Raw genomic sequence first — 22,151 nt, forward strand, 5'->3', positions numbered from 1 at the left:
TTAATCTGGAAATCTTATATAAAATTTGCAGGTGTCTTAAATGCGATATTGGAGACATTATGGAGTTTGAAATAGATGAAGCAATTTCATAAAACAGGATGAAGGAGCTGAGCTTATGGGAAAAAGACATTTGTCTGAAGAAGATATTAAAGCGAGGTATATTACACCTGCGATTACAGATGCCGGTTGGGATATAAAGAAAGCAGGTACGTCTGGAATACGCATTTACTGCAGGCAGGATCATATTACGTGGAAACGCGACAGCCAGAGGAAAGAAGAAAAGAGCTGACTAGGTCCTGTTTTATAAATCTAACTTTCCGTTAGCGATTATAGAAGCAAAAGATAATAACCATTCAGTGGAAGCAGGTCTGCATCAGGCATTATAGAGAAGTTTTTATTTTGAGGTTATCAAGGAGAATCAACTAAATAAAGAAAGTACTAGAAGTTTATAAGTAATAGCGTAGAGATTAAAACATCTAAAGATTACTTTATAAATATAGAAGTTGTAGAACAATAAAAATCCTATTAAATTTACAAAATGCCATTTACAAAAATAAGTAATATAAGTTATTATATTGTTTGAATGGAAGGTTATGTAATAAACGGAGGAGAACTAATGCAAGCTTATTATAATTCTTTACTGATATCTATTTATAATAGTTTTTTATTAATTACATCTGATCTTAAAAGGGGATTGAACATTAATAAAAGTGCAAAAAAATCATATTTATGTGTTGGCCCTCTTGTTTTTATAATTGTTGTATTGTCGGTTATTTTTGTAACCTGGGCAATTGGTCAAACAATTTGCTGGGCCCAGCTAGGAAAGTCTTTTGAAATGTCTGTTAAGATTAAAGAGGGAGTTTTTAAATTAGGTTGTCGTTAGAATAAATACTATTACATAACCTTCTATTCAAGCTAGCTAACGAAAGGAATTATTATGAAAAGAGTTAGTCTTTTAATTCAAATTTTATTTTGTCGTATCAAAAATAGACTATTTATATTTGCGTCTCAAAGAACCGAAGTCTTTTTCTCGGTATTATTAATTGTAATAGCAAGTATTTCGGCAGCTGTATTTTTACCTTCACTGTTAGAATACGAAGTTGAGATAAATATAAGTTTATTCCCAAGTGTCTCTTATATATTTATCACTGCTTCAATTTTTCCATTTTTGATATGGTTTCTAAAGAAAAATGAATCTGATAATAATACCTCCTATTCAATAATTGATTACATATATAAAGAATATTTAAAATATTTAAAATCAATTTCTTTCTATATTATTCCGGCTGTACTTTCTTTTCTGTTTCTTTATATTGTTTTATCAATTTATAATAATATAATGATCATGTACTCAGTTATTTTTTGGCAGATTGTTAGTCTTTTGCTTTTCTTAATAAGCTATATGATTGTAATTTTTATAAATAAATTTGTTGTGAAAATGAATTTAGTAAGCAATAGCTTTACTTTATTTAAAACACTATTTATATTGTTTTTTTTATTATTGATAACACTCCCGATTCATAAGTTTATTGGTATTCACTGGTTGAGAATGACTGTACCTCCCTCTTTAATATATGTGTTTTATATTGCGATTGTTATAATATATATATACACTATGTCAATGAGGATATATTATGGAGCGGTTGTGCAGGGAAATGAGAAATCTAGATGTAAAAATTATAATGTCTACTTCTTTTTATTGATTTTTGATTTAAGAAAGAACATTATTTTTTTTATAATGACCATGATGTTTTTGATAGTACTATCATATATAACAAAACAATTTTATGTTATGGTGGAGCTTTTTCAAGTAATAGCTATAATAGGTAATATAGGATTTGTATTCAATAAAGTAATGAAAACAGCAAAACCATTATTTATGTTGAGAGCATCAAATTTTAAGTTTTCTATATGGTTACTACATTGTTATTTTATAACTTCAATATTTTTTATGATTATATTTTGCTTTGTGATATCTATACTTGGAAACTCTGGGTTTATAGCTATTATAGAGAACTCTAGTTTTTTCATTTTTTGTTTTGTACTTTATTTTAGTATCTATATTTCAATTATTATTAGCTATCTGTTTGGAGAATATTTAGGAGCAATTACTCAATCAATTTCAAGCGGTATTATTTTGATTATTAGCTATAAAGTAATTCCAGAAATCATTACACGAGTATCAATGATAGAAATACCACTTCTCAAAATGATCGTTTTTATATTCTTTATATTTGTATTATTCGTAATTAAATGGGTAACTGTAAAGGATTATAAGATAAATGAAATTAGTTAATATTTTTTTTTATTTGTACTTTGGTTATTTGTTTAAAGCAAAATATTTGCTCATTTTCATTTCAATTACTTTGTACTTGATTACTAGTTCTTTTATGGTTTCTTTGCAATTAACATTGTTATTAGTTTTATATGTTTGTGTTCATGAGATAGGTCATATTATTTTTTTAAAAATTAATAATTTAAATTATGAAGTTTATATATCTAGCTACTTAATTAGCGTCTCTTTTAATTCGTTAGATTACAGCAAATTAAATAAAATAAATAAGTTAACAATAGTTTTGGGAGGGCCGTTCCTTAGTTATTTATTATTAATGGTCATACTATTTCTGTTTTCTTCTATTGATTATATCTTCAATATGGTAATCTTACTTCTTTTTTGTGAAACTCTAAATCTCTTTTTTGCACAGGATGGCAGAATGTTAATGAATATTATTAAGGAGGAGAAAGAAATATGAAAAATGTAAGGATGTTTTTTATATCCATTTTGATTAATATTTTAATATTATTTTTTGGGAGCTTTTATTTCTTTGGGGGAAATTTGAAGAATCCGGTGGACTCTGACACATACCTGCCAATAAAACAATTTCCTATATATGAATTATATAAAAATGGAGAAGTCTCGTTAAATATTATAAATATTATTATTTATTCTATCATTTTTGCAATACCGATTTTTCTCATTTTGAAATTAATAAGCCGAATATTTACAAATATATTATTGAAAAAAGGGAAAATATAATATGCTAGAATCCATAAAAGTAGTTGCTTTATCGAAACAATTTGGAAGTGTAAGTGCTTTAAATGAAGTTAGTATAGAATTCAAAAAGAATAAAATATATGCAATTTTAGGTCATAATGGTGCAGGGAAGACCACTTTAATTAAAGAAATTTTGGGTTTGAACAATCAAAAAAATTCATCGATTAACTTCTATGATGGCGGAAGAAATATAATTCATTCTCCTAAATATATGATGTCTTTTTCACCTGAAAAATATATCTTACTAGAAGATTTAACTGTTATAGAGTACCTCACTTTTGTATCTAAGCTGTACAATAAGTTTAATAATGAATTAAAGCAAAAGATGCATAATCTACTAAAATTATTTGATCTGTGGGATTATAAGAATAAATTTATATTTACCCTATCTAATGGCATGAAAAAAAAGGTAGCTCACATTGCTGCACTAGAACTGAATACAGAATTTACTTTTCTAGATGAACCTTTTTCTGCTCTAGATCCTGTTTCAATATTTAATTTGAAACAATATTTAATTAATAATCTAAATAAAAATAGTTTTATTATCTGCACTCATCAATTAGATTTGCTTAAAAACCTAGACATAGGTGAAGATAAATTAGAACTTGTTCTATTTAATAAAGGAAACCTTGTATTTAAAGGTACTAGAAATGAGTTATTCTGCAAAACAAAAAGCAAATCTATTGAAGATGCTTATCTTTACTATTATTCTAATAAACAATACTGATCACCTTTCAATTGATTATGTTACATCGACTTGTTTAATGTTTCAATATTCTAATCTTCAGACGTCTTATCCCATAAAAATAATATTATTTTTTATGGGATAAGGTCTATAGCTTTTTATTACTGATTATATATGCAAGTTGCAAAATTCTTTATAATATTTATCTTACAACTACTAACAATAATTGTTTTCTTAATTTCTTTTAAAAACCATATCCAATCGTTCTACGTCTCCTCGAATCCCAATCGCAGGCTCCCACGAATCAATCAAACGAATCGCTTTCTGATTAGCTTCCATCGCTTTCGTTTTCTCTCCTTTACGATGCAACAGCTGCGCCATCCCATAATAATAATAAATCAGCTCAACCTGATTCGCGTTATGTTTGTCATAAAGCATTTGCTCAAAAGCTTCTTCCGCTTTCTCAAACTGATCACATTTCACGTAAGCCACACCTAAATTGAAATAGGCTTCTATCGTTTTTTCGCCCCCATACATAGAACTTATCTGATTTGCCGCTTCGTATAATTGAATGGCTTCTTCAATATGACCTTTCACATAGCTCAGATCTCCGCGAACCAATAGAACTCTGTGCTGAATCGCAGGGGAAATCGGTTTATCTTTGATTTCGGTTAAAATCGCTTCCGCTTTTTCATGACTTCCAGCTTTTAAAAGCAGCCTCGATTGCAGTGCGAGTCCCCATACCTGTAGATCGTGAACGTCTTGCTCTTCAGTGTCTGATTGTTCCAGCGTTTTCAGGCCGGCTTCAATTTGTTGAAGTGCCTCGTCTAAATCGTTGACTTCCATCAGTGCCCAGCCTGCTGTGTCGATTCGGAAGAAGGCTTCTCGTGTGTGTTTGCCTAATTGATGGGCGGCGTCGGCGGCTTTACGGCCGTATTCGATTCGTAAGGGCATGTTGATTCTGCTTAGAAAATGGCTGATGCGGGTGATGAGTTCAATTAAGATTTCATTTTGTCCGGTTTCGCTTGCCCATTTGGTGACCTTTAGGATGTTTGGCCATTCTTTTTTGATTGGGTCTAAATCACGTCCCAGGAGATAGCTCCAATAGACAGAGTTTGGCTGTTCCCGCTTTAAATGGGTTTCCGCATAATGAATATAATAGTGCGCCCAGCGGCTGCAGGCTTCTTTTTCATATTGCTGATTTTCGGATAAGTGCTGTTCTCCGTATGCGACAACGGTTTGATGGGCGAAGTACTGTGTCCTTCCTTTGCTTCGTTCGGGCTGAATCAGAGCAAAAGACCGCATTTGTTCAACTGCGTAATGGAAACGGCGAGCGTCTAATCCGGCTGCTGCCGCCAGGCTTTTTTCGTCTGGCGGCTTGCTGAAAAAGCATAGCGCCTGCCATAGCTTCCGGGTGTCTTCATTGCATCTGTGCCATGTGCGCCCAAATAGAAAATCAAACAGATCTAATAGTGAATAGCCTGCTTTTCCGAGCTCATGAATCAGCTGCCGAGCGGGCATGTCATCGTCTGACATATAGGCGATGCTGAGTGCCATGGCTTTCGGGTTTCCGGCTGTCGCTGAAATGAACTCGCTCTTCAGTTCTGGAGACAGTTCCAGCAGCTGCGCCAGCTTTGCTTGTTTAGTTGGGTCGTTGCACATTTGCAGGCAGCGGTTCACTTCTTGATGAAAATATTCCAGGGCATCTGTTTGTTCAAGTCCGCTCAGCTGGATGGTTACCATTTCTCCGAAGCCTTCCCGATAGGTTTGCTTCAAGTTTTCACGTGCTGTGAGGAGGACTTTCACACCTTGGGGCAGGCTGGTGATAAATTCGTGAATGTCTCTTTCGGCAGTGTCTATGCTGTCCACGATCAGCAGTACCGGTTTTTCTCTGGTGTAATTGGCCAAAGCATTGCGGACGACAAATCGTTTTTCGTTTATGGATTTATCGATTTGTTCCGTTCGGCCGAGCTGGTATGCAATCGTATTTAAAAAATCGCTAAAGCTCAATCCTTTCCAATCAGCACTGAGCCAGATGATGCTGTTGAATGCCGGCCAATCTGAGGAATCGCCGATACAGGAATAGGCTGCTTCTAGAGCAGTTGTCGTTTTTCCCATGCCTGCCCATCCGGTAATTAAACAGACGGGTGATGGGGAAAGCATCCATTGCCGTATCGCCTCGATGTCAAATCTTCGTCCTATAAAGTGACCCGACCAGCGTGACGGTAAGTTGTGTGTCAAAGGCATCTGTTCTGTAAGCGCATTCGTTTTATGGTCGAGAATATCGGGAAATAAACGTTTGACTGTTTTTTCAATATCTTGATCAAGCGGTGCTCCGAATGAGTTGTCCTGCCGTACTATTTTCGCTTTTTTAAGACATGAGGCCGCCCATACAGGCAATGCAGGCTTGATTACCGGTATAGTGGTGGTCTCAAGCAGATCGGTAAACCACTGTATATTCATATCGGTTTTTTCAAGAATGATCCAGATCATTCCGAACAGTTTTCCGTCTTCGATTCTTCCGGGAACATAGTTCGCACCCATCTGTCCGATCCAGCTTTTAATCGTGTTTGGGGAAACTCCCAGCTGGTGTGAAATGTTGTCTAAATAAGACTGTCCTGTTTTTTCGTTCTTATTCCTTCTGACTTTATAATCTGGATGAAGTTTTAGCGTTTTGACGCCAGGTGCCAGCAGTTGTGCAAATTGTTTTCGGTTTTCAAGTTCAGCCATAAGCCTGCACCTCCTATTAGTACTATTTTATCAATTCAGCGTTTTTTGTATATGAAAAAATAAAAGTACAGTGCCGCTGTCCTTTTATACAGCAGGAAAGGCTGTTGAACGTCTTGAAAAGCAGATAAAATGGGGGCAGTAACAGAGAAAACAAAAATGTATGCACTTACATTTCTTGATGAAGCGGCCACATGCCGTTAGAAGTATTCATAAAGAAAGGAATTTGCCAAATGACTCACACAGTACCTAAAACCATGAAGGCTGCTATTATGCATAACACAAGAGAAATCAGAATAGAAACATTGCCTGTACCTGACATCAGCCATGATGAAGTGTTGATTAAGGTGATGGCTGTCGGTATTTGCGGATCGGATCTGCATTACTATACAAACGGCAGAATAGGCAACTATGTAGTGGAGAAGCCATTTATCCTCGGACATGAATGCGCGGGAGAAATTGCCGCTGTCGGATCAGCTGTCGATCAATTTAAAGTGGGAGACCGCGTCGCTGTAGAGCCGGGTGTTACGTGCGGACGCTGTGAAGCGTGCAAAGAAGGGCGCTATAATCTTTGCCCGGATGTACAGTTTTTGGCCACGCCGCCAGTAGACGGCGCGTTTGTACAATATATCAAAATCAGACAGGACTTTGTTTTCGCTATTCCAGATTCACTTTCCTATGAGGATGCTGCCTTGATTGAACCATTTTCTGTCGGTATCCATGCAGCGATGAGAACGAAGCTTCAGCCTGGATCAACGATTGCGATCATGGGAATGGGCCCTGTTGGATTAATGGCTGTTGCAGCCGCTAAAGCATTTGGAGCAAGTACAATCATTGTGACTGACTTAGAGCCGCTGCGGTTAAATGCCGCGAAAAAAATGGGAGCTACTCATGTGATCAATATCCGTGAACAGGATGCTATTGAAGAGATCAAAAAAATCACAAATGAAAGTGGCGTTGACGTTGCTTGGGAAACAGCGGGGAATCCTGCGGCACTGCAATCTGCATTGGCTTCTGTACGACGCGGCGGAAAGCTTGCGATTGTCGGGTTGCCTTCTCAGAATGAAATTCCGCTAAATGTGCCATTTATCGCGGACAATGAGATTGATATATACGGCATCTTCCGTTATGCCAATACGTATCCAAAAGGAATTGAATTCCTTGCTTCGGGTATTGTTGACACGAAGCACCTTGTGACGGATCAATATGCGCTGGAGCACACGCAAGAGGCGATGGAGCGGGCGCTTCAATTTAAGAATGAATGTTTAAAAGTGATGGTGTATCCAAATCGCTGAGTGAACAGGGGGAGGGCTTTGTATTCTCCCTCTTGTTTACTGGAAATGAAAACGGATTCTTGGGGTGGAAAAGATGATCGAAACAGAAAAAGCAACGGTAATGAAGGCGAAACATCAAACAAAATCCAGTGCCGGTCTGTCCTGGCTTGAACGAATCGGGTACGGCTTCGGTGATATGTCGTATAATATTGTGTTTCAATTTGTAAACGCATACCTGCTGTTTTATTATACGGACATCGGCGGCATACAGCCTGTGGTCATCGCTACATTATTTCTTGTTGTGCGGGTGCTGGATGCTATTTTTGACCCGATTATGGGGGTTATTTTAGATAAAACGAACACAAGGTGGGGAAAGGCAAGGCCTTATCTGCTGTGGGTTGCATTTCCTTTCGCATTATTTACTGTCCTGTGTTTCACTACTCCTCACTTTGGAGCAACGGGAAACATCGTATATGCGTATATTACCTATATTCTGCTCGGCATGTCCTTTAGTATGCAAACGATTCCGGTGAACAGCTTAACGGGCCGGATAACGAATTCTGTAAAAGAAAGAACGGTATTAACAACAATTCGTATGATCTTGGTTTATGTCGGAATCCTTCTATCCATCTCCTGTGCAACTCCGCTTGCAGCAGCTTTGGGAGGAGAGAACCAGGCATTTGGGTTTCAGATGACGGCTTTCGTCTATGCCATTATAAGCATCGCTTTGAATCTCTTTAGTTTCTTTACTGTGCGTGAGCGGATTGCGCCTAAGAAAACAAAGAAACAGGGAATGAAAAAGACATTATCCGTTTTGTTTCAAAACAAACCTTTACTGATTCTAACGTCATCATTTTTAGCATTTGCAATCGGGTTTAATATTAAAATCAGTACAATGGTGTACTACTTTACGTATAACGTGAATCAAAAGGAATTGGTGTTCTTTGGAACCGTTTTATTTTTTGGCGCAGCCCTCATCAGTAACTTGTTTATTCCATACTTTTCTGAGAAATGGGGCAGGAAAAATGTGATGATCATATCGGCTGCTTTGTCACTGATCTCGTATGCAGGTCTGCATTTTACGGCGTATTCTTCGGTGACGCTCATTTTCATCTGGCTATTTGCTTCAGGGTTCTTTACAACCCCTTTAAATACGCTTGCTTGGGGAATGGTTGCCGATTGTGTTGATTATGCGGAATGGAAGACAGGGGTTCGTGCCGACGGAGTGGTGATTTCCAGCATGAGTTTTATCAATAAGTTAGGTGTTGCACTGGCCGGTTCGTTTTCTGCCATCTATTTAGGAATTGCAGGATATGTGGCGAATACTGATCAAACCGTGACGTCACTGAATGCGATTAAACATATGAATGCCTTAATTCCGGGACTATTTATTTTACTCTCTATCATCATCATAGCCTTTTATCCTTTAACTGAAAATAGATATAAACAGATCATCACCGAGCTTGAGAAGAAATCCAGATAAGTGAATATATTTAATATTTCTAATATTCGATGTAAAAGGTTGTATTTATGACTGAAAGTAATATACTGAGACTGTAATCTAGAATATGTAAAAAGAGTGTGATAACATGCGAAGTCAGTCTGTTGTTTGTATTGGGGAGTTATTGATCGATTTCTTTTGTACCGATGTGGACGTTGATTTAAAGAAAGGGCGTCAATTTTTAAAAAGTGCCGGCGGCGCCCCGGCAAATGTGTCAGCGGCGATTGCCAAGCTGGGAGGGGACGCTGCTTTCGCAGGAAAAGTAGGGAAAGATCCCTTTGGGTATTTTCTGAAGCAAACGTTAGATGCTGTTCATGTTGATACCTCTATGCTGGTGATGGATGAGAAAGCACCTACAACGCTTGCTTTTGTTTCATTAAAGAATAATGGAGAGCGCGATTTTGTTTTCAATAGAGGCGCGGATGCTCTGTTTACGATCGAAGATGTCGATCAGGATAAACTGAATCAAGCGAAAATCCTTCATTTTGGATCAGCGACGGCATTGTTATCTGATCCATTTTGTACAGCCTATTTACGGCTTATGTCCATTGCGAAGGATAACGGGCAATTTCTTTCATTTGATCCTAATTATCGAGGGGATTTATGGAAGGGAAGAGTCTCTGAGTTTGTTAGTGCTGCAAAAAGAGCCATTGCTTTAAGTGATTTTGTTAAGGTGAGTGACGAGGAGCTGGAGATCATCACTGGTGCGAAGGATCATGAAGAGGGCGTCAATATCCTTCATGGTATCGGAGCCAAGATGGTTGCCGTGACCCTTGGGAAAAACGGAACATTGCTGTCTAATGGCAAGGAACATGAAATCATTCAGAGTATTCCTGTCACTTCGATTGATTCTACAGGAGCGGGAGACGCTTTTGTCGGAGCGGCTTTGTTCAAGTTAGCAGGTACAGATAAGATTCAATCGGTAGAAACTGATTTTGAGCAGCTGCGTGATATCGTGTCTTTTGCCAATAAGGTGGGCGCTCTTGTCTGCACCAAAATTGGAGCGATTGATGCGCTGCCGCGTATGGAAGAGATTGAAGCTTCTTTATCTTTGTAATAAAAATAGAGGATGTTTCTTAAAAGTCTTTTGGACTTTTGGGAGGCATCCTCTTTTTTACCCCTTACTCTTGTGCAGGCCACTTACGCGCACCCGCTTGAACAATGCCCAAAAGCAATTGCCGCCGTTCTTTTAAAGATTTGACCGCTGTTCGAAATGTTTGCTCCGATAGGGTTGGGATGCCGCAATCCCTTAGCTTCAAGAGGCTGGGCTCCGGCGGTTCTTGTTCAGCCGGATGGATATATGCTGTATGAACGGTGTCTAAGTAGTTTTTGACACTTGAGCGCGCTTCTTTTATGTGCAGCTGATTCGGAAGGTACTGCTTTGGAATGCCATATGTCAAAATGGTTAACGCTTCATCCAATACAGTGACTGCAATCACGGAAGATTCCTCACGCTGTGTGCTATGGTAAAAATGAAGAATGGGGAAGGCGTTATGCTGAGCGGTCAGCTTTCCCAGCTCTGAAGAAAATGTAGCGAGAAGCAGATCCATGTCGTGAAAATGTCTCCCGTTCCACGCAGTTTGGACAATCTCTGTTCCGTTATGCCCAAGACTCAGTACACTCTGGGCGAATGAGCGCTTTTGATTAACTGCGCTCAAGACAGAAATTAAATACGTGACAGAAAAAGTAATTGTAAGCAGACCTTCAGCTGTAGCACCGACTGTCACAAGCTTCCAAAGGGCTCCGTTCGGTGTAAGGTCGCCATTTCCTAATGTAAACATCACATATCCAGAAAAATAAGCTCGATCTGACCAGGAGGCTGGTTCTTTACTCTGAGTAACTACAAGAGAATGAGGGTCACTTGAGAAGATAAACGTCCAACCGCTCCAAAATAAACCGATCCACACCAATAATGTCATGCATAACAGCAGCGGCCCTGCCGTACTGAGAACCTTTGCGTGATCTCCGCTGATCTTACGGAAGCCTTTCCACAGCCATGCAGATAAACATCTTGTGATCGGACCGGCTCCGCTCTCAAGCCATAATGTTGTCCATATAAAATCAATTATCCCCGCTGCCAACAATAAAATTCCTGCAATGATATACATCTCATTCAATTTTATTGCCTCCTCTTATTCAATTAGAGCCAGCCATTTAGCCATCTTTATTTTCCTCTTCTATTTCCTTTTGTCTTGAATCTGAAACAATCATTTGAATGTTTGAGAAGCGAATCATGCAGAGAAGAAATGTATAGGGGAAGTTACCCAACACTTACCCATTTTGATGAAGACAGAAATGAAACAGAAATTCACAGATAATACATACTGATTCCACATTTCTGGCATGAAAAAAGTTCAATTTCCCCTTGAATTGGTCATTTTACTGGCATAAAGATAAGGAATTTTCAGAAATTTATATTGACTGAAAGCGTTTTTGAAATTATGATAATATCAGAAGTGACAAATATATCACTATGATATTACTATAACAACACTACAAAGTGATTATAAGATGACAATTCATCAAGTCAGACATCAAAAATATACCCATTGTTGTTTGGTGAAAAAATGAAATCGCTTCCAAGTTATTTGTCTTCAACACATGCTGAAAAGAAGGGAAGGTTATGAAGCCAGTGAAAAAAGACATTTTGAACTTTTTTCTGCGGCCTGCTCATGGCATTTGAGGAAGGCGGCAGCCCTAGAATACGTTTTTGAAATACGCAGTGATCGATTTTGAAAAAGACTGGGGGAAACGGTATGAATACAAAAGGCAGTCAAATGTCATTTTTACGCACAATTATTTTAGTTTCGACTTTCGGCGGGCTTCTCTTCGGTTATGATACCGGGGTATTAAATGGAGCTTTACCATATATGGGTGAGCCTGATCAGCTTAATCTCAATGCTTTCACAGAGGGGCTCGTCACCAGTTCTCTTCTTTTTGGAGCTGCACTTGGAGCTGTGCTTGGCGGAAGAATGTCTGATTTTAACGGACGCCGTAAAAATATTCTTTTCCTCGCCATTATATTTTTTATCTCAACGATTGGGTGTACACTGGCTCCAAACGTAACAATCATGATCATCTCCCGTTTTGTGCTTGGAATTGCCGTCGGGGGCGCATCCGTGACGGTGCCTGCTTATTTAGCGGAAATGTCACCTGTGGAAAGCAGAGGACGGATGGTGACCCAGAATGAATTAATGATTGTATCCGGACAGCTATTGGCCTTTGTTTTTAATGCCATCCTCGGGACGACAATGGGAGACAGCTCCAATGTATGGAGATTTATGCTCGTGATAGCGTCTCTTCCGGCCGTATTCCTGTTCTTTGGAATGATCAGAATGCCTGAGAGTCCTCGCTGGCTTGTTTCAAAAGGAAGGAATGAAGATGCTTTAGGGGTTTTGAAGAAAATCAGGGACGAAAAACGCGCTGCTTCTGAGCTGACTGAAATTGAATCCGCTTTCAAAAGAGAGGATAAACTTGAGAAAGCTACGTTTAAAGATCTTGCAGTGCCATGGGTGCGCCGGATTGTATTTATAGGAATCGGAATTGCAATTGTACAGCAAATTACGGGTGTAAACTCCATCATGTATTACGGCACTGAAATTTTAAGAGATTCCGGATTCCAAACGGAAGCAGCGCTGATCGGGAATATTGCCAATGGTGTGATCTCCGTCCTTGCCACGTTCGTCGGAATTTGGCTGCTCGGTAAAGTCGGTCGCCGGCCGATGCTGATTACAGGGCTGATCGGAACGACAACGGCATTGCTGCTGATCGGGATATTTTCACTTGTGCTGGAAGGATCGCCTGCGCTTCCATATGTGGTTTTGTCATTAACGGTTTCGTTCCTGGCGTTTCAGCAGGGTGCGATTTCACCAGTGACATGGCTGATGCTTTCAGAAATTTTCCCGCTGCGCCTTCGCGGTCTGGGAATGGGTGTTACGGTATTCTGCTTGTGGATGGTCAATTTCGCAGTCAGTCTGACTTTCCCTATTTTGATGGCAGGCATTGGGTTATCAACAACGTTCTTCATCTTCGTTGCGCTGGGGATTTGCTCGATTCTGTTTGTGAACAAGTTTTTACCGGAAACAAAAGGTCTTTCGCTTGAGCAGCTTGAGGAAAGCTTCCGTGCTCATGATCGCAGTGAGGCGAAAGAAAAGGCTGGCGCTGAAGTGATTGGCTAAGTGGAATAAAAAGAATCCGCACTTGAATGCGGATTCTTTTTTTGTATGTTTAGTTTGGTCTGACAAGGATTTTCACTTGGTTTTTCTCTTTGATCAGAGCTCCGAAGCCTTCTTCGATTAAATCGTCTAAGACGATCTTTTTCGTAACGAGTTTATCGGCTGAGAAATAACCTTCTTTCATTAATGACAATACAGCTGGGAATACGTCACGGTACCCGATGATTCCTTTCACTGTACGCTCTTTGATTACGATATCGTTCGGATGAATTTCAGCGCCTTTTTCCCAGATGCTGACGATTACTGTCTCACCGGCAATTGTTGTAGATTGGATCGCTTGGCGTAAAACGACTGGAACCCCGGTTACTTCAAAGGCTACGTCAACGCCGCCTCCTGTAAGGTCTGTGATATGTGCCACTACATCGTCTGTTTTGGACGGATCCACGATAATGGCGCCGAGCTCCTCAGCTTTTTGCTGGCGCTCAGGTGAGAGCTCAACAGCATAAATATCAGTAGCACCGGCAGCTTTCAGTGCTTCAATAACAAGAAGTCCGATCGGGCCGCAGCCGAATACAGCCGCTTTGTCACCGGCTTTGATTTTGCTTGAGCGGACAGCGTATAAAGCGACTGCAGAAGGTTCAACGAGTGCGCCTTGTTCATATGATAATTCCTCAGGAAGTTTGAATAACAGCTCTTCATCTACAGAAACGTATTCAGAGAATCCGCCGCCGCCTCCGGCTAAGCCGAGGAATCCCATTTGTTCATCAAGGTTGTACGCACCCTGATGTCCGTGTGTTGCAAAAATCGGTTCCACAACGACTCGGTCTCCGACTTTATAGTTTTCAACGCCTTCCCCGACTTCAACAACTTCACCGGAGAATTCATGCCCCATTGTGACAGGTGCTGTTTCTTTTGTTAAAGGGTGGGGTTTGTCCACCGGGATAAAGATCGGGCCTCCTAAATACTCGTGTAAATCACTGCCGCAGATGCCGCACCATTTGACTTTGATTTTGACTTTTCCCGGTTCCGCTTTTGGCTCTTCAATATTTTCAATACGGATATCCTTTTGGTTATGCCATCTAGCTGCCTTCATGGATTACCACTCCTATATCTTTTGATATGAGTAATTCCGCACCGATCAATATGAACTGTTCACAAAATCGCCATTTTTTAAAACCAAAAAAAGATAAAACTTATATATAATATAATCTACGTTTTTTGAAATAAGAAACTTTGAAGAAAAAAGAGTCTCGCACACTCTTTTTTCTTTATGATGAGAGAGTATGATTGGTTTACATAACTATGAATTTGGCTTGAACAATACGGTAATGGTTCGTTCATATTGAATGCGACAACTACTCTATCAACAATTATAACGCTAATGCTGTAATTATAATAGGATAATCTTCCATGGTTTATTTTAGCAGAGGGGATTTTTTCGACTTTGTAACATTACTGTAAGGATATTGAAATAAAAAATCCCTGGTTGATCGTGTATAATTTTTCCTAGATGTTAACAAACAGGGGGACGAAATGTTGAAGAAAGTCATTTTAGCCGCTTTTATCTTAGTAGGAAGTACTTTGGGAGCTTTCAGTTTTTCGGCAGATGCCAGTGCAAAACATGTGAACGGAAATATTACTTGGTATAACGGAGTTGGGAAAAAAGGCTCTTCAGGTAAAAAACTTGGACATTGGGACTGTGCGACAAAGATCGGATTTGACGTACCTAGAAATGGGACAAAAATCAGAGCTTATGCTAAAGCGAAGCCTAAAAAGGTGATTACGGTTTATAAAAATGATGTTGGCAGAATGCCTCATGCAGTGCTGGATGTAAGCCCTAAAGCGTTTAAAGCGCTGGGATATCCATTAAGCAAAGGAAAAGTAGCGGGACATTACAGCTATTAATACATAGTTTAAATCTGTAAAGCAAGAAGTCGCATTCTTGCTTTTTCTATTGGTGGAGATAAGAGATGAAAAAAGGAATCGTTTTATTGGCAATCGTCGTTGTTTTGGCGGCAGCTGGGGGTTTTATGTTTTATTCTTTTAAAGATAAAGTCAGTGAGAGTGCCGCCGATGTTTCCGTGAACACGGAGAACAGTGAGAAGCTTCTGGTTTCGATTACCGATACCGATCTTCTGACGAAGTATTATGAAAATGAAAAGGTGATCCACGAGGCGAAGCTGACCAGCTATCCGGCATTTGCCTTGGACAAAGAACAGCAGGCGCTCTATTATACAAGCAATAACGATCAAAATGAGATGAGGCTTTTTAAGCTTGACCTTAAGTCTGATAAGAAAACTATGCTTTATAAAGGTCCGGAAAGCGCGGACAGCTTGTTTTTATCAAAGGATCACTCAAAAATCTATTTTCGTTTAGGGAAAGCGGACGAAAGCAATTTTCGTATCGCATCCTTTGATTTGAAAACGAAGAAGTACAAAAACCTGTATCCTGCCGCTAATGACCAGGATGACAGCGTCAGCAGCTTCTTTTATAACCAAAAAACAGATTCATTTGCATTGCTTCATTATTCTGTAGAAGAAGATTACAAAAAAACGGATGAAGCCAATGAGAAGGGAATCGATCCTGAGCCGACAAAGATTCACTTTTCGGCCGGTCATGAAAGCGGCCTTCATGAGCTTAAGAGCCTGGAGCAGTTTATCAGTGATATTGCTGTTTCTGATGACGATAAACGTATTCTGTTTACGTCATATACACAAAAAGGCACGGAGCAAACGGCTACTATTCAAATGCTGAATGCAGACACGAAAACCTATAAAAAAATCATTTCAAATCAGAAAACATTTAAGCTGTTAATTGACGCGCAGCCGCAGTTCTCCAAGGACGGAAAGAAGATTTATTTCCTTGCCGAAGCCAAAGGGGCTAAAAAGCTGAAGGACGAAACTGGGCGTGAAGCCAAGGTTCGGACAATTTATTCTTATGACCTTGATACGAAGACGTTCAAAAAAGTATGGGAAAATCCAAATGGCATCATCAACAGCTTTTCTGTCATTAACTGAAAAAATCACTCAGCAAATGCTGAGTGATTTTTTAATGGACGAGGTGCAGGGCAAATGATCCGAGCCATTTAAAGAAACGAATGATCGGTATGGACCAATTCATAAGTTCCGCACATGAGTTTATAGCCAAGTTCAACTTTTTGACTGAAGCTCGTTTCTTCAGGTCAGCCTGCTGTTGGTTTTTGATCACATCATCACCCCTCATATCCATATTATACCATAACAGAAAGTAAAAAAGCCCGAAACGTTTACAGTTTTGGGCTTCATTATCTCGGCCTCTCGTCAAATCGAGAGGCCGTGCTATTGGATATAAAATTTGTATCTCTGATCGAGGATTGTTTGCTGATAGAGACTGCTTTTAAAAAAGGGAAGAGCTAACTTGTTTTCGTTTGGCTGTTGTTTTGGAGATTCACTAATGAACGGGTGCCGTCGACCATTTTACTTCCGCACAAAGGGCACAATGGCGTGTCACTGCTGGCGAAGTTTTTTCTGGTCCAGCCGTTGCAGTCTTCTTTTGTGCATTCCCAAGTACTCACATCTTCCTTTGGCAGCGGTTCTTGATTTCGTTTGTTATAGTAAGACATAAAGTCACTTCTTCCCTCATGTATTTTACTGCACATTTCTTATTGTCTCATACTTTGCCCTAATCTCCTAATTCCTTTTTCTTTATGACTTTCCAATCTGCTCATCTAAAAAGGACAGAAGCGTGCTGTTAAAAGCATCCGGTTCTTCTAAAAACGGACAATGGCTGCTCTTAGAAAATGTAACGAGCTTTGCGTTTGAAATATGTTCACGCAGGTGTTCTCCGGCTTCTATTGAGAAAAATTTGCGGTCTTCTCCGAAGCATAACAATGTCGGAACATGAACGTTTTGCATGGTCTCGCGATAATCAGCTGCCGTTTGATTAAATAAAATCGTGCTTGAAATGGCTGCCGGCTGTTTCAAAATTTCGGCAAGCATCCATTCTGTTTCTATTGATGCTGGCGGCTCTGCGAACATATTATTGATGAAGCTTTTGTAGAATGGAAGCGGCTCAGTTTGAATAGCGTGCATCGCTGTTTTCAAGCCGTCAAAGTCAAACGGGCCGTGTCCCCAGCCGTCCCATTGGTAGTCGGAAGCCGATTGATCGACGATAACAGAGGCTCGTATGTTATCATTCCCAAATTGATTGATATAATCCCATACCACGAAAGCGCCCATTGACCAGCCAACAAGGACGGCAGGATCAAGCTCCATCGCGCACATAAATTCCTTGATATCACGGGCGTATTGGGAAATGGTGTGTCCATGAAGAACTTTGTCGGATTCGCCGTGCCCTCTAAGATCAAGGCGAATACATTGATAATTGGCAGATAGCGCTGAAAGTTGTTTGTGGAAAAATTGTCCGCTCATAAGCACGCCGTGTATAAATAGGATGGGTGTCCCGCTCCCGTGAGTTTCGTAGTATAGGCGGGTCTGATCTTCTAATGTGATATATGGCATGTTTTCTCCTCCTTTAGTTTCCGTCATGTGAATGAATGGCTGATGAACTGATGATCACAGCTGTTGCAGCTGCCTGCTGTGCTTGGATGGCCGTTTCAATTGCTGTGTATAGGCCTGATTCCATCAGCAGATCTTTCTCCATATACTCGCTGAGATATAAGCTGACAGCAATTTTGAAGTTCATATCCTTTTCCCATTTAAATGCTTTTTCTTGGTTCAGCTCATGAGTGATGCCTAAAACGGTTTTGATGTCCGGCTCTTCCAAGAATGTGAGAAGGGCGAGATCGGGATAATGAAAATCTTTTGGCTTTTTATGAGATTCAGTAATGGATTGAAAGATCAGTTTGCATTGGGAAACAAGGGTTTCAGGGTCTTTTTCACTTTGCAGGGCAAGAATATGGCTGACGTGTTGTAAGTATTGGCCTTTTTTAAAGCCGTTAGCGGACAGCAGCTGATAGCATGTTTCTGCCTTGTTCAGCGCCCGCAAACCATTTCCGTTTTGGGCAAGCAATACGGCAAGCGGAACATTTTGAGTTGAAGTGAGGAAATAGTGATTTTTCTTCATCTGCTGATAAACAGAGAGCCCCATGTTCATCTGTTCTCTTTGGTTTATCGTTTCGGTCTTGCCGGTGAGCATGATCAGAGCGGAAAGGTACGTGAAAATATCCCGTTTATATCCAAGCTTCACCATTTGGCTGTATACATCGATGAAAGGAAGAAACGCTTGCTTCGCCTCATGCTGAAAATGAATATCCAGAATTGAAGCGACAGTAAAGCGGTGGTGAGAATTGAGTGTTGAGAAGCTGCCGATGTTTGATTTTATATAGCTGCTTAAATCATAAAAGCGCTGAAAATCAAAATCTCTTTTATTCACAATATATGCAGAGGAGATGAGCATTAATATCTGATTATGAGCAACTTTCCACCTTAATTTTGATTTTAATTCGTCATAAATTGAAATATATTGATTTGTTTTATCTTTGAGATCGTTTGTCAGCATAAAAAGCCGCTCCTTTCTTCGCTGTTTCTAAGTTATACGATTTATGGAAGAAAAAAGTTTCATAGATAAAAAAACCTGCCTGCAGCAGGCAAGTTTTATGGGACTTATTTATGGGGGTCAATTATATCCATCGGTCTCATCATGTCATAGTCTTCATGCTCAAGAATGTGGCAATGCCATACGTACCGCCCAGTGTACGGCCCGAATGTTACGGCGATTCTCAGGACTTCACCGGCGTGGGACTGAACCGTGTCTTTCCAGCCTTTTTCACTTGGTGGCGGCGGAACGGCGGGTCCGGTGTAGGCCAGTTCTCCGCGCTCTTCAAAACGGGCTGTATCAAATGGGCGCCGGTCCAATACACGGAAGGAGACCAAATGAAGATGGATCGGATGTGTTCCGCGAGTCGGATTGATGATCGACCATATTTCGGTAGAACCGGCTTTCGGTGCTTCAGTGACAGGATCGTGCCAGCGTTTGTTGTTAAGAAGAAGGACGGGTCTGCCGTATTGGTCTTGAGTGCCCGCCAGCTTCAATGTTCGGAGGTTTTGTATTCTTTCGTGCTGTACCGAAGGGTAAGATGCCAGGTATTTTGGTTTTCTGCTCTCGTCTTTTTGGGCTAACGGTTTTGTGACTCTGAATTGCATGATGTTTGCGTCTGTTTCTGGATTAACGTCACCGCCGCAGCCCTCGCTGTTTGCTAAAATGATCGATTGTCCTTCAAACGCGGCGAAGTCAATGAGAATATCAAAGCGTTCAGCCGGCGCAATGCTGAAGGAGTTTAGCTTGACGGAGCGCGGCAAAAGTCCGCCATCAGAACCGATCTGGATAAATTCTCCGCCATTATCAAGTGACAGGTTATATGTTCTCGTATTAGAGGCATTGATGACGCGGAAACGGTATTTTCTCGGTTCGACCTCCATGTATGGCCATACCTTCCCGTTGACGAGAATTGTATCTCCGCAAAAGGCTGGAACGATTGACGGATTAGGCAGTGACGGTGAAGGGTTTTCCGGTCCGCTCGGATAAAATAAAGAGCCATCAGCATTAATCGTACGGTCTGTGATCAAAAGCGGCACATCGTATTCACCTGATGGGAGCTTCAGGCGTTTTTCCTTTGGTTCATGGATGATATAAGCACCGATGAGCCCGGCATACACATTCAGCCTCGTGAGCGCCATGGCATGATCGTGATACCATAAAATAGCTCCGCGCTGCTGATTCGGATAATGGTAAACCTCTCGTTTAAAATAAGGGCCTGTTTGTTCAAAGTCTTTAGAAAACCAGGCCTCAGGATAACCGTCGCTGTCATCTGGAGTGACGCCGCCGTGTAAATGAACGACGGTTTTTACTTCGGGTTCGGCATGCTGGCTGTCACTGTGATGAATGGTGTGATCAATCGGGAGAAAGTGCTCTGAAGGTAGGTTATTCATCCACTTCACATAAACGTTTTCATTTCTTTTGGCCTTAATGGTGGGACCGGGGAATAAACCGTTATAGCCCCACAGACGGGTTGGAGGGAGATCGCGGTGAAGCTGATGATAGCATTCCTCCATGGTTACTTCGTAGTATGTGCTTTCTTTTGACTGCTGTACCGGCTTTAGTGTATCTGGGATTGGGAGAGCATCCGCAAATTTTTCAAGTGTCATTTTCATCTGTCCTTATCTAAATATTCCCTAATTGGTACTATAGTTAATGACATTAAGGACGTGAAGGTGACAAAAAAATCCTGCCGTTAAGGCAGGATATCGGGCTGCTGCTGAGTGACCGGTTTGGCTGATGCTTTTTCAGTCACCTTGCGTTTTCTGAACACAAGATAAGAAAGCAATACAATGCCTGTGATAACGCCTGTCAGCAGCAGTTCATCTCTCATAGATTCAATAAATGCCATGGATACTAAAATACCGCAGATGGCAATAATGGTCAGGTAGGTTAAGAACGGGAAGAACCACATCTTGATCTTCAATGCTTCCGGGTTTGTTTTTTCGAGGCTTTTTCGCATTCTCAGCTGGGAAACAGCGATAACAAGATAAACGAGCAGGGCGATTGCGCCTGATGAGTTGACTAAAAATAAAAAGACGGTGTCAGGTGAAAAGTAATTCATTACGACCGCGATATAAGAGAAAAATGTTCCTGCCACAATTGCTTGTACGGGAACTCCTTTTTTGCTCAGTTTCATAAAGCGGCGCGGCGCTTCGTTTCTTTCTGCAAGTGAATACAGCATTCTGGATGTGGTGTACAAACCTGAATTCAGGCAAGAAAGTACAGCTGTGAGGACGATAAAGTTCATAATTTGCGCGGCTGCCGGCACTCCAATATGTTCGAGAACAGCGACGAAAGGGCTTTCTAAAATATTCGCTGAGTTCCAAGGCAGAAGCGCAACGACAACGGCGATTGAACCAACGTAAAAGACAATGATGCGCCATACAACGGATCGGGTCGCTTTGGTTACAGATTGGACCGGGTTTGATGTTTCACCGGCAGCAATCGCAACAATTTCCGTTCCCATAAAGGAGAAGATCACGACAACAATTCCGAGCAATACAGAGCCTATGCCTTCCGGGAAAAATCCGCCTTGGCCCGTGATATTTGCGAAACCGACTGGATCACTGCCTGGGGCGAAGCCAAAAATAAATGCAAAACCAACGATTAAGAATGCGATGATTGTAACAACTTTAATGAGGGAGAACCAATATTCAAACTCACCAAATGATTTAACAGAGTAGATGTTTGTCAGTGTGAGTAAAATCGTCAAAATTAAGCTCGTCATCCAAAGCGGAATATCGTGGAACCAGTATTGGATAATGCCTGCTCCCGCGATTGCTTCAATAGCGATAACAATAACCCAGAAAAACCAGTAGAGCCAGCCGATTGCAAATCCTGCCCACGGTCCGATAGCGTCATGAGCGTATTGGGAGAATGATCCGCTTGTCGGATTTACAGCCGACATTTCACCAAGCATTCGCATGATAAAGATGACCAATAATCCGGCTAATGCATAAGAGACAATGGCACCGGGCCCGGTCGAGTGAATCACTGAACCGCTGCCAACAAATAATCCGGCTCCGATGACGCCGGCGATAGAAATCATCGTCATATGTCGGGTCTTTAATTCTTTTTTTAATCCTGATTGAGACTGGTTCATATGTTACCTCCTTGAAAATTAAAGTTGTTACTGAATATTATGATAATTGAAACTGTAACATAAATATACATTTTGTCGAAAATTTATGTCAGA

The 22,151-nt window shown here is 40.5% G+C and carries 19 protein-coding genes and 1 pseudogene; 11 read left to right on the forward strand and 9 right to left on the reverse strand.

Going from position 1 to position 22,151, the window contains the following annotated elements:
* The first annotated feature begins 23 nt into the window (after positions 1 to 23).
* From P3L57_RS03295 to P3L57_RS03315, 5 genes and pseudogenes are all read left to right on the forward strand, one after another.
* Complete coding sequence (locus P3L57_RS03295) at positions 24 to 92, forward strand: hypothetical protein (protein ID WP_254665062.1); 69 nt, start codon at positions 24 to 26, stop codon at positions 90 to 92.
* Between the two features lie 23 nt (positions 93 to 115).
* Positions 116 to 383: pseudogene (locus P3L57_RS20700) on the forward strand (type I restriction endonuclease subunit R); the annotation flags it as partial.
* A 233-nt stretch (positions 384 to 616) separates the two neighbouring features.
* Complete coding sequence (locus tag P3L57_RS03305; RefSeq protein WP_069487656.1) at positions 617 to 883, forward strand: hypothetical protein; 267 nt, start codon at positions 617 to 619, stop codon at positions 881 to 883.
* 54 nt (positions 884 to 937) lie between these two features.
* The gene (locus tag P3L57_RS03310; protein WP_069487657.1) at positions 938 to 2,296 is read left to right on the forward strand and encodes a hypothetical protein; all 1,359 of its coding nucleotides are present in this window, start codon (positions 938 to 940) and stop codon (positions 2,294 to 2,296) included.
* A gap of 742 nt (positions 2,297 to 3,038) precedes the next feature.
* Positions 3,039 to 3,782 (forward strand): ATP-binding cassette domain-containing protein, encoded by a 744-nt coding sequence (locus P3L57_RS03315; protein ID WP_069487660.1) that lies wholly within the window; start codon positions 3,039 to 3,041, stop codon positions 3,780 to 3,782.
* A gap of 192 nt (positions 3,783 to 3,974) precedes the next feature.
* On the opposite strand, the gene P3L57_RS03320 is transcribed toward P3L57_RS03315, so the two are convergent.
* The gene (locus P3L57_RS03320) at positions 3,975 to 6,470 is read right to left on the reverse strand and encodes a tetratricopeptide repeat protein (RefSeq protein ID WP_069487661.1); all 2,496 of its coding nucleotides are present in this window, start codon (positions 6,468 to 6,470) and stop codon (positions 3,975 to 3,977) included.
* 230 nt (positions 6,471 to 6,700) lie between these two features.
* On the opposite strand from P3L57_RS03320, the gene gutB reads away from it, so the two are divergent.
* The 3 genes from gutB to P3L57_RS03335 all read left to right on the forward strand — a co-directional run bounded on the left by gutB (position 6,701) and on the right by P3L57_RS03335 (position 10,299).
* Positions 6,701 to 7,762 (forward strand): sorbitol dehydrogenase, encoded by a 1,062-nt coding sequence (gene gutB / locus P3L57_RS03325; RefSeq protein WP_069487662.1) that lies wholly within the window; start codon positions 6,701 to 6,703, stop codon positions 7,760 to 7,762.
* Positions 7,763 to 7,835: 73 nt separating this feature from the next.
* On the forward strand, positions 7,836 to 9,224 hold the full coding sequence (locus P3L57_RS03330) for a glycoside-pentoside-hexuronide (GPH):cation symporter (protein WP_069487663.1): 1,389 nt from the start codon (positions 7,836 to 7,838) through the stop codon (positions 9,222 to 9,224).
* Between the two features lie 106 nt (positions 9,225 to 9,330).
* Complete coding sequence (locus P3L57_RS03335; RefSeq protein WP_059352551.1) at positions 9,331 to 10,299, forward strand: carbohydrate kinase family protein; 969 nt, start codon at positions 9,331 to 9,333, stop codon at positions 10,297 to 10,299.
* Between the two features lie 64 nt (positions 10,300 to 10,363).
* Here P3L57_RS03335 and P3L57_RS03340 read toward each other — a convergent pair whose 3' ends face one another.
* Positions 10,364 to 11,359: a potassium channel family protein gene (locus tag P3L57_RS03340; protein WP_069487664.1), complete on the reverse strand. Its 996-nt coding sequence runs from the start codon at positions 11,357 to 11,359 to the stop codon at positions 10,364 to 10,366.
* Between the two features lie 639 nt (positions 11,360 to 11,998).
* Here P3L57_RS03340 and P3L57_RS03345 point away from each other — a divergent pair.
* On the forward strand, positions 11,999 to 13,420 hold the full coding sequence (locus P3L57_RS03345) for a sugar porter family MFS transporter (protein WP_069487665.1): 1,422 nt from the start codon (positions 11,999 to 12,001) through the stop codon (positions 13,418 to 13,420).
* Positions 13,421 to 13,469: 49 nt separating this feature from the next.
* Here the strand turns inward: P3L57_RS03345 and bdhA are convergent, their stop codons facing one another.
* Complete coding sequence (gene bdhA, locus P3L57_RS03350; RefSeq protein WP_044152816.1) at positions 13,470 to 14,510, reverse strand: (R,R)-butanediol dehydrogenase; 1,041 nt, start codon at positions 14,508 to 14,510, stop codon at positions 13,470 to 13,472.
* A 440-nt stretch (positions 14,511 to 14,950) separates the two neighbouring features.
* Between bdhA and walM the strand changes: the two genes are divergently transcribed.
* Together walM and P3L57_RS03360 are read left to right on the forward strand one after the other, a co-directional pair.
* Positions 14,951 to 15,322 (forward strand): cell wall metabolism protein WalM, encoded by a 372-nt coding sequence (gene walM, locus P3L57_RS03355; RefSeq protein WP_081638245.1) that lies wholly within the window; start codon positions 14,951 to 14,953, stop codon positions 15,320 to 15,322.
* Between the two features lie 65 nt (positions 15,323 to 15,387).
* Positions 15,388 to 16,434 (forward strand): PD40 domain-containing protein, encoded by a 1,047-nt coding sequence (locus P3L57_RS03360; RefSeq protein WP_069487666.1) that lies wholly within the window; start codon positions 15,388 to 15,390, stop codon positions 16,432 to 16,434.
* Between the two features lie 31 nt (positions 16,435 to 16,465).
* On the opposite strand, the gene P3L57_RS03365 is transcribed toward P3L57_RS03360, so the two are convergent.
* From P3L57_RS03365 to gabP, 6 genes are all read right to left on the reverse strand, one after another.
* On the reverse strand, positions 16,466 to 16,624 hold the full coding sequence (locus P3L57_RS03365; protein WP_038954158.1) for a hypothetical protein: 159 nt from the start codon (positions 16,622 to 16,624) through the stop codon (positions 16,466 to 16,468).
* Positions 16,625 to 16,808: 184 nt separating this feature from the next.
* Entirely contained in the window at positions 16,809 to 17,018 is a 210-nt protein-coding gene (locus P3L57_RS03370) for a cold-shock protein (RefSeq protein WP_044152810.1), read from the reverse strand.
* 82 nt (positions 17,019 to 17,100) lie between these two features.
* Entirely contained in the window at positions 17,101 to 17,916 is an 816-nt protein-coding gene (locus P3L57_RS03375) for an alpha/beta fold hydrolase (protein WP_069487667.1), read from the reverse strand.
* 13 nt (positions 17,917 to 17,929) lie between these two features.
* Positions 17,930 to 18,916, reverse strand: coding sequence for a DUF4003 family protein (locus tag P3L57_RS03380; RefSeq protein ID WP_069487668.1), 987 nt, complete (start codon positions 18,914 to 18,916; stop codon positions 17,930 to 17,932).
* Between the two features lie 104 nt (positions 18,917 to 19,020).
* Complete coding sequence (gene cotA / locus P3L57_RS03385) at positions 19,021 to 20,562, reverse strand: outer spore coat copper-dependent laccase CotA (RefSeq protein ID WP_044152805.1); 1,542 nt, start codon at positions 20,560 to 20,562, stop codon at positions 19,021 to 19,023.
* Positions 20,563 to 20,648: 86 nt separating this feature from the next.
* Positions 20,649 to 22,058 (reverse strand): GABA permease, encoded by a 1,410-nt coding sequence (gene gabP / locus P3L57_RS03390; RefSeq protein ID WP_069487669.1) that lies wholly within the window; start codon positions 22,056 to 22,058, stop codon positions 20,649 to 20,651.
* Positions 22,059 to 22,151 lie beyond the last annotated feature (93 nt).

It is taken from the genome of Bacillus sp. B28 (genome assembly GCF_029536185.1).
Taxonomy (GTDB): domain Bacteria; phylum Bacillota; class Bacilli; order Bacillales; family Bacillaceae; genus Bacillus; species Bacillus halotolerans.

What these genes read in the sequence shown, in the direction of transcription:
- P3L57_RS03305 (WP_069487656.1), top strand. Translation starts at nt 617, where the DNA reads ATGCAAGCTTATTATAATTCTTTACTGATATCTATTTATAATAGTTTT.
- P3L57_RS03310 (WP_069487657.1), top strand. Translation starts at nt 938, where the DNA reads ATGAAAAGAGTTAGTCTTTTAATTCAAATTTTATTTTGTCGTATCAAA.
- P3L57_RS03315 (WP_069487660.1), top strand. Translation starts at nt 3,039, where the DNA reads ATGCTAGAATCCATAAAAGTAGTTGCTTTATCGAAACAATTTGGAAGT.
- P3L57_RS03320 (WP_069487661.1), bottom strand. Translation starts at nt 6,470, where the DNA reads ATGGCTGAACTTGAAAACCGAAAACAATTTGCACAACTGCTGGCACCT.
- gutB (WP_069487662.1), top strand. Translation starts at nt 6,701, where the DNA reads ATGACTCACACAGTACCTAAAACCATGAAGGCTGCTATTATGCATAAC.
- P3L57_RS03330 (WP_069487663.1), top strand. Translation starts at nt 7,836, where the DNA reads ATGATCGAAACAGAAAAAGCAACGGTAATGAAGGCGAAACATCAAACA.
- P3L57_RS03335 (WP_059352551.1), top strand. Translation starts at nt 9,331, where the DNA reads ATGCGAAGTCAGTCTGTTGTTTGTATTGGGGAGTTATTGATCGATTTC.
- P3L57_RS03345 (WP_069487665.1), top strand. Translation starts at nt 11,999, where the DNA reads ATGAATACAAAAGGCAGTCAAATGTCATTTTTACGCACAATTATTTTA.
- bdhA (WP_044152816.1), bottom strand. Translation starts at nt 14,510, where the DNA reads ATGAAGGCAGCTAGATGGCATAACCAAAAGGATATCCGTATTGAAAAT.
- walM (WP_081638245.1), top strand. Translation starts at nt 14,951, where the DNA reads ATGTTGAAGAAAGTCATTTTAGCCGCTTTTATCTTAGTAGGAAGTACT.
- P3L57_RS03360 (WP_069487666.1), top strand. Translation starts at nt 15,388, where the DNA reads ATGAAAAAAGGAATCGTTTTATTGGCAATCGTCGTTGTTTTGGCGGCA.
- P3L57_RS03370 (WP_044152810.1), bottom strand. Translation starts at nt 17,018, where the DNA reads ATGTCTTACTATAACAAACGAAATCAAGAACCGCTGCCAAAGGAAGAT.
- P3L57_RS03375 (WP_069487667.1), bottom strand. Translation starts at nt 17,916, where the DNA reads ATGCCATATATCACATTAGAAGATCAGACCCGCCTATACTACGAAACT.
- P3L57_RS03380 (WP_069487668.1), bottom strand. Translation starts at nt 18,916, where the DNA reads ATGCTGACAAACGATCTCAAAGATAAAACAAATCAATATATTTCAATT.
- cotA (WP_044152805.1), bottom strand. Translation starts at nt 20,562, where the DNA reads ATGACACTTGAAAAATTTGCGGATGCTCTCCCAATCCCAGATACACTA.
- gabP (WP_069487669.1), bottom strand. Translation starts at nt 22,058, where the DNA reads ATGAACCAGTCTCAATCAGGATTAAAAAAAGAATTAAAGACCCGACAT.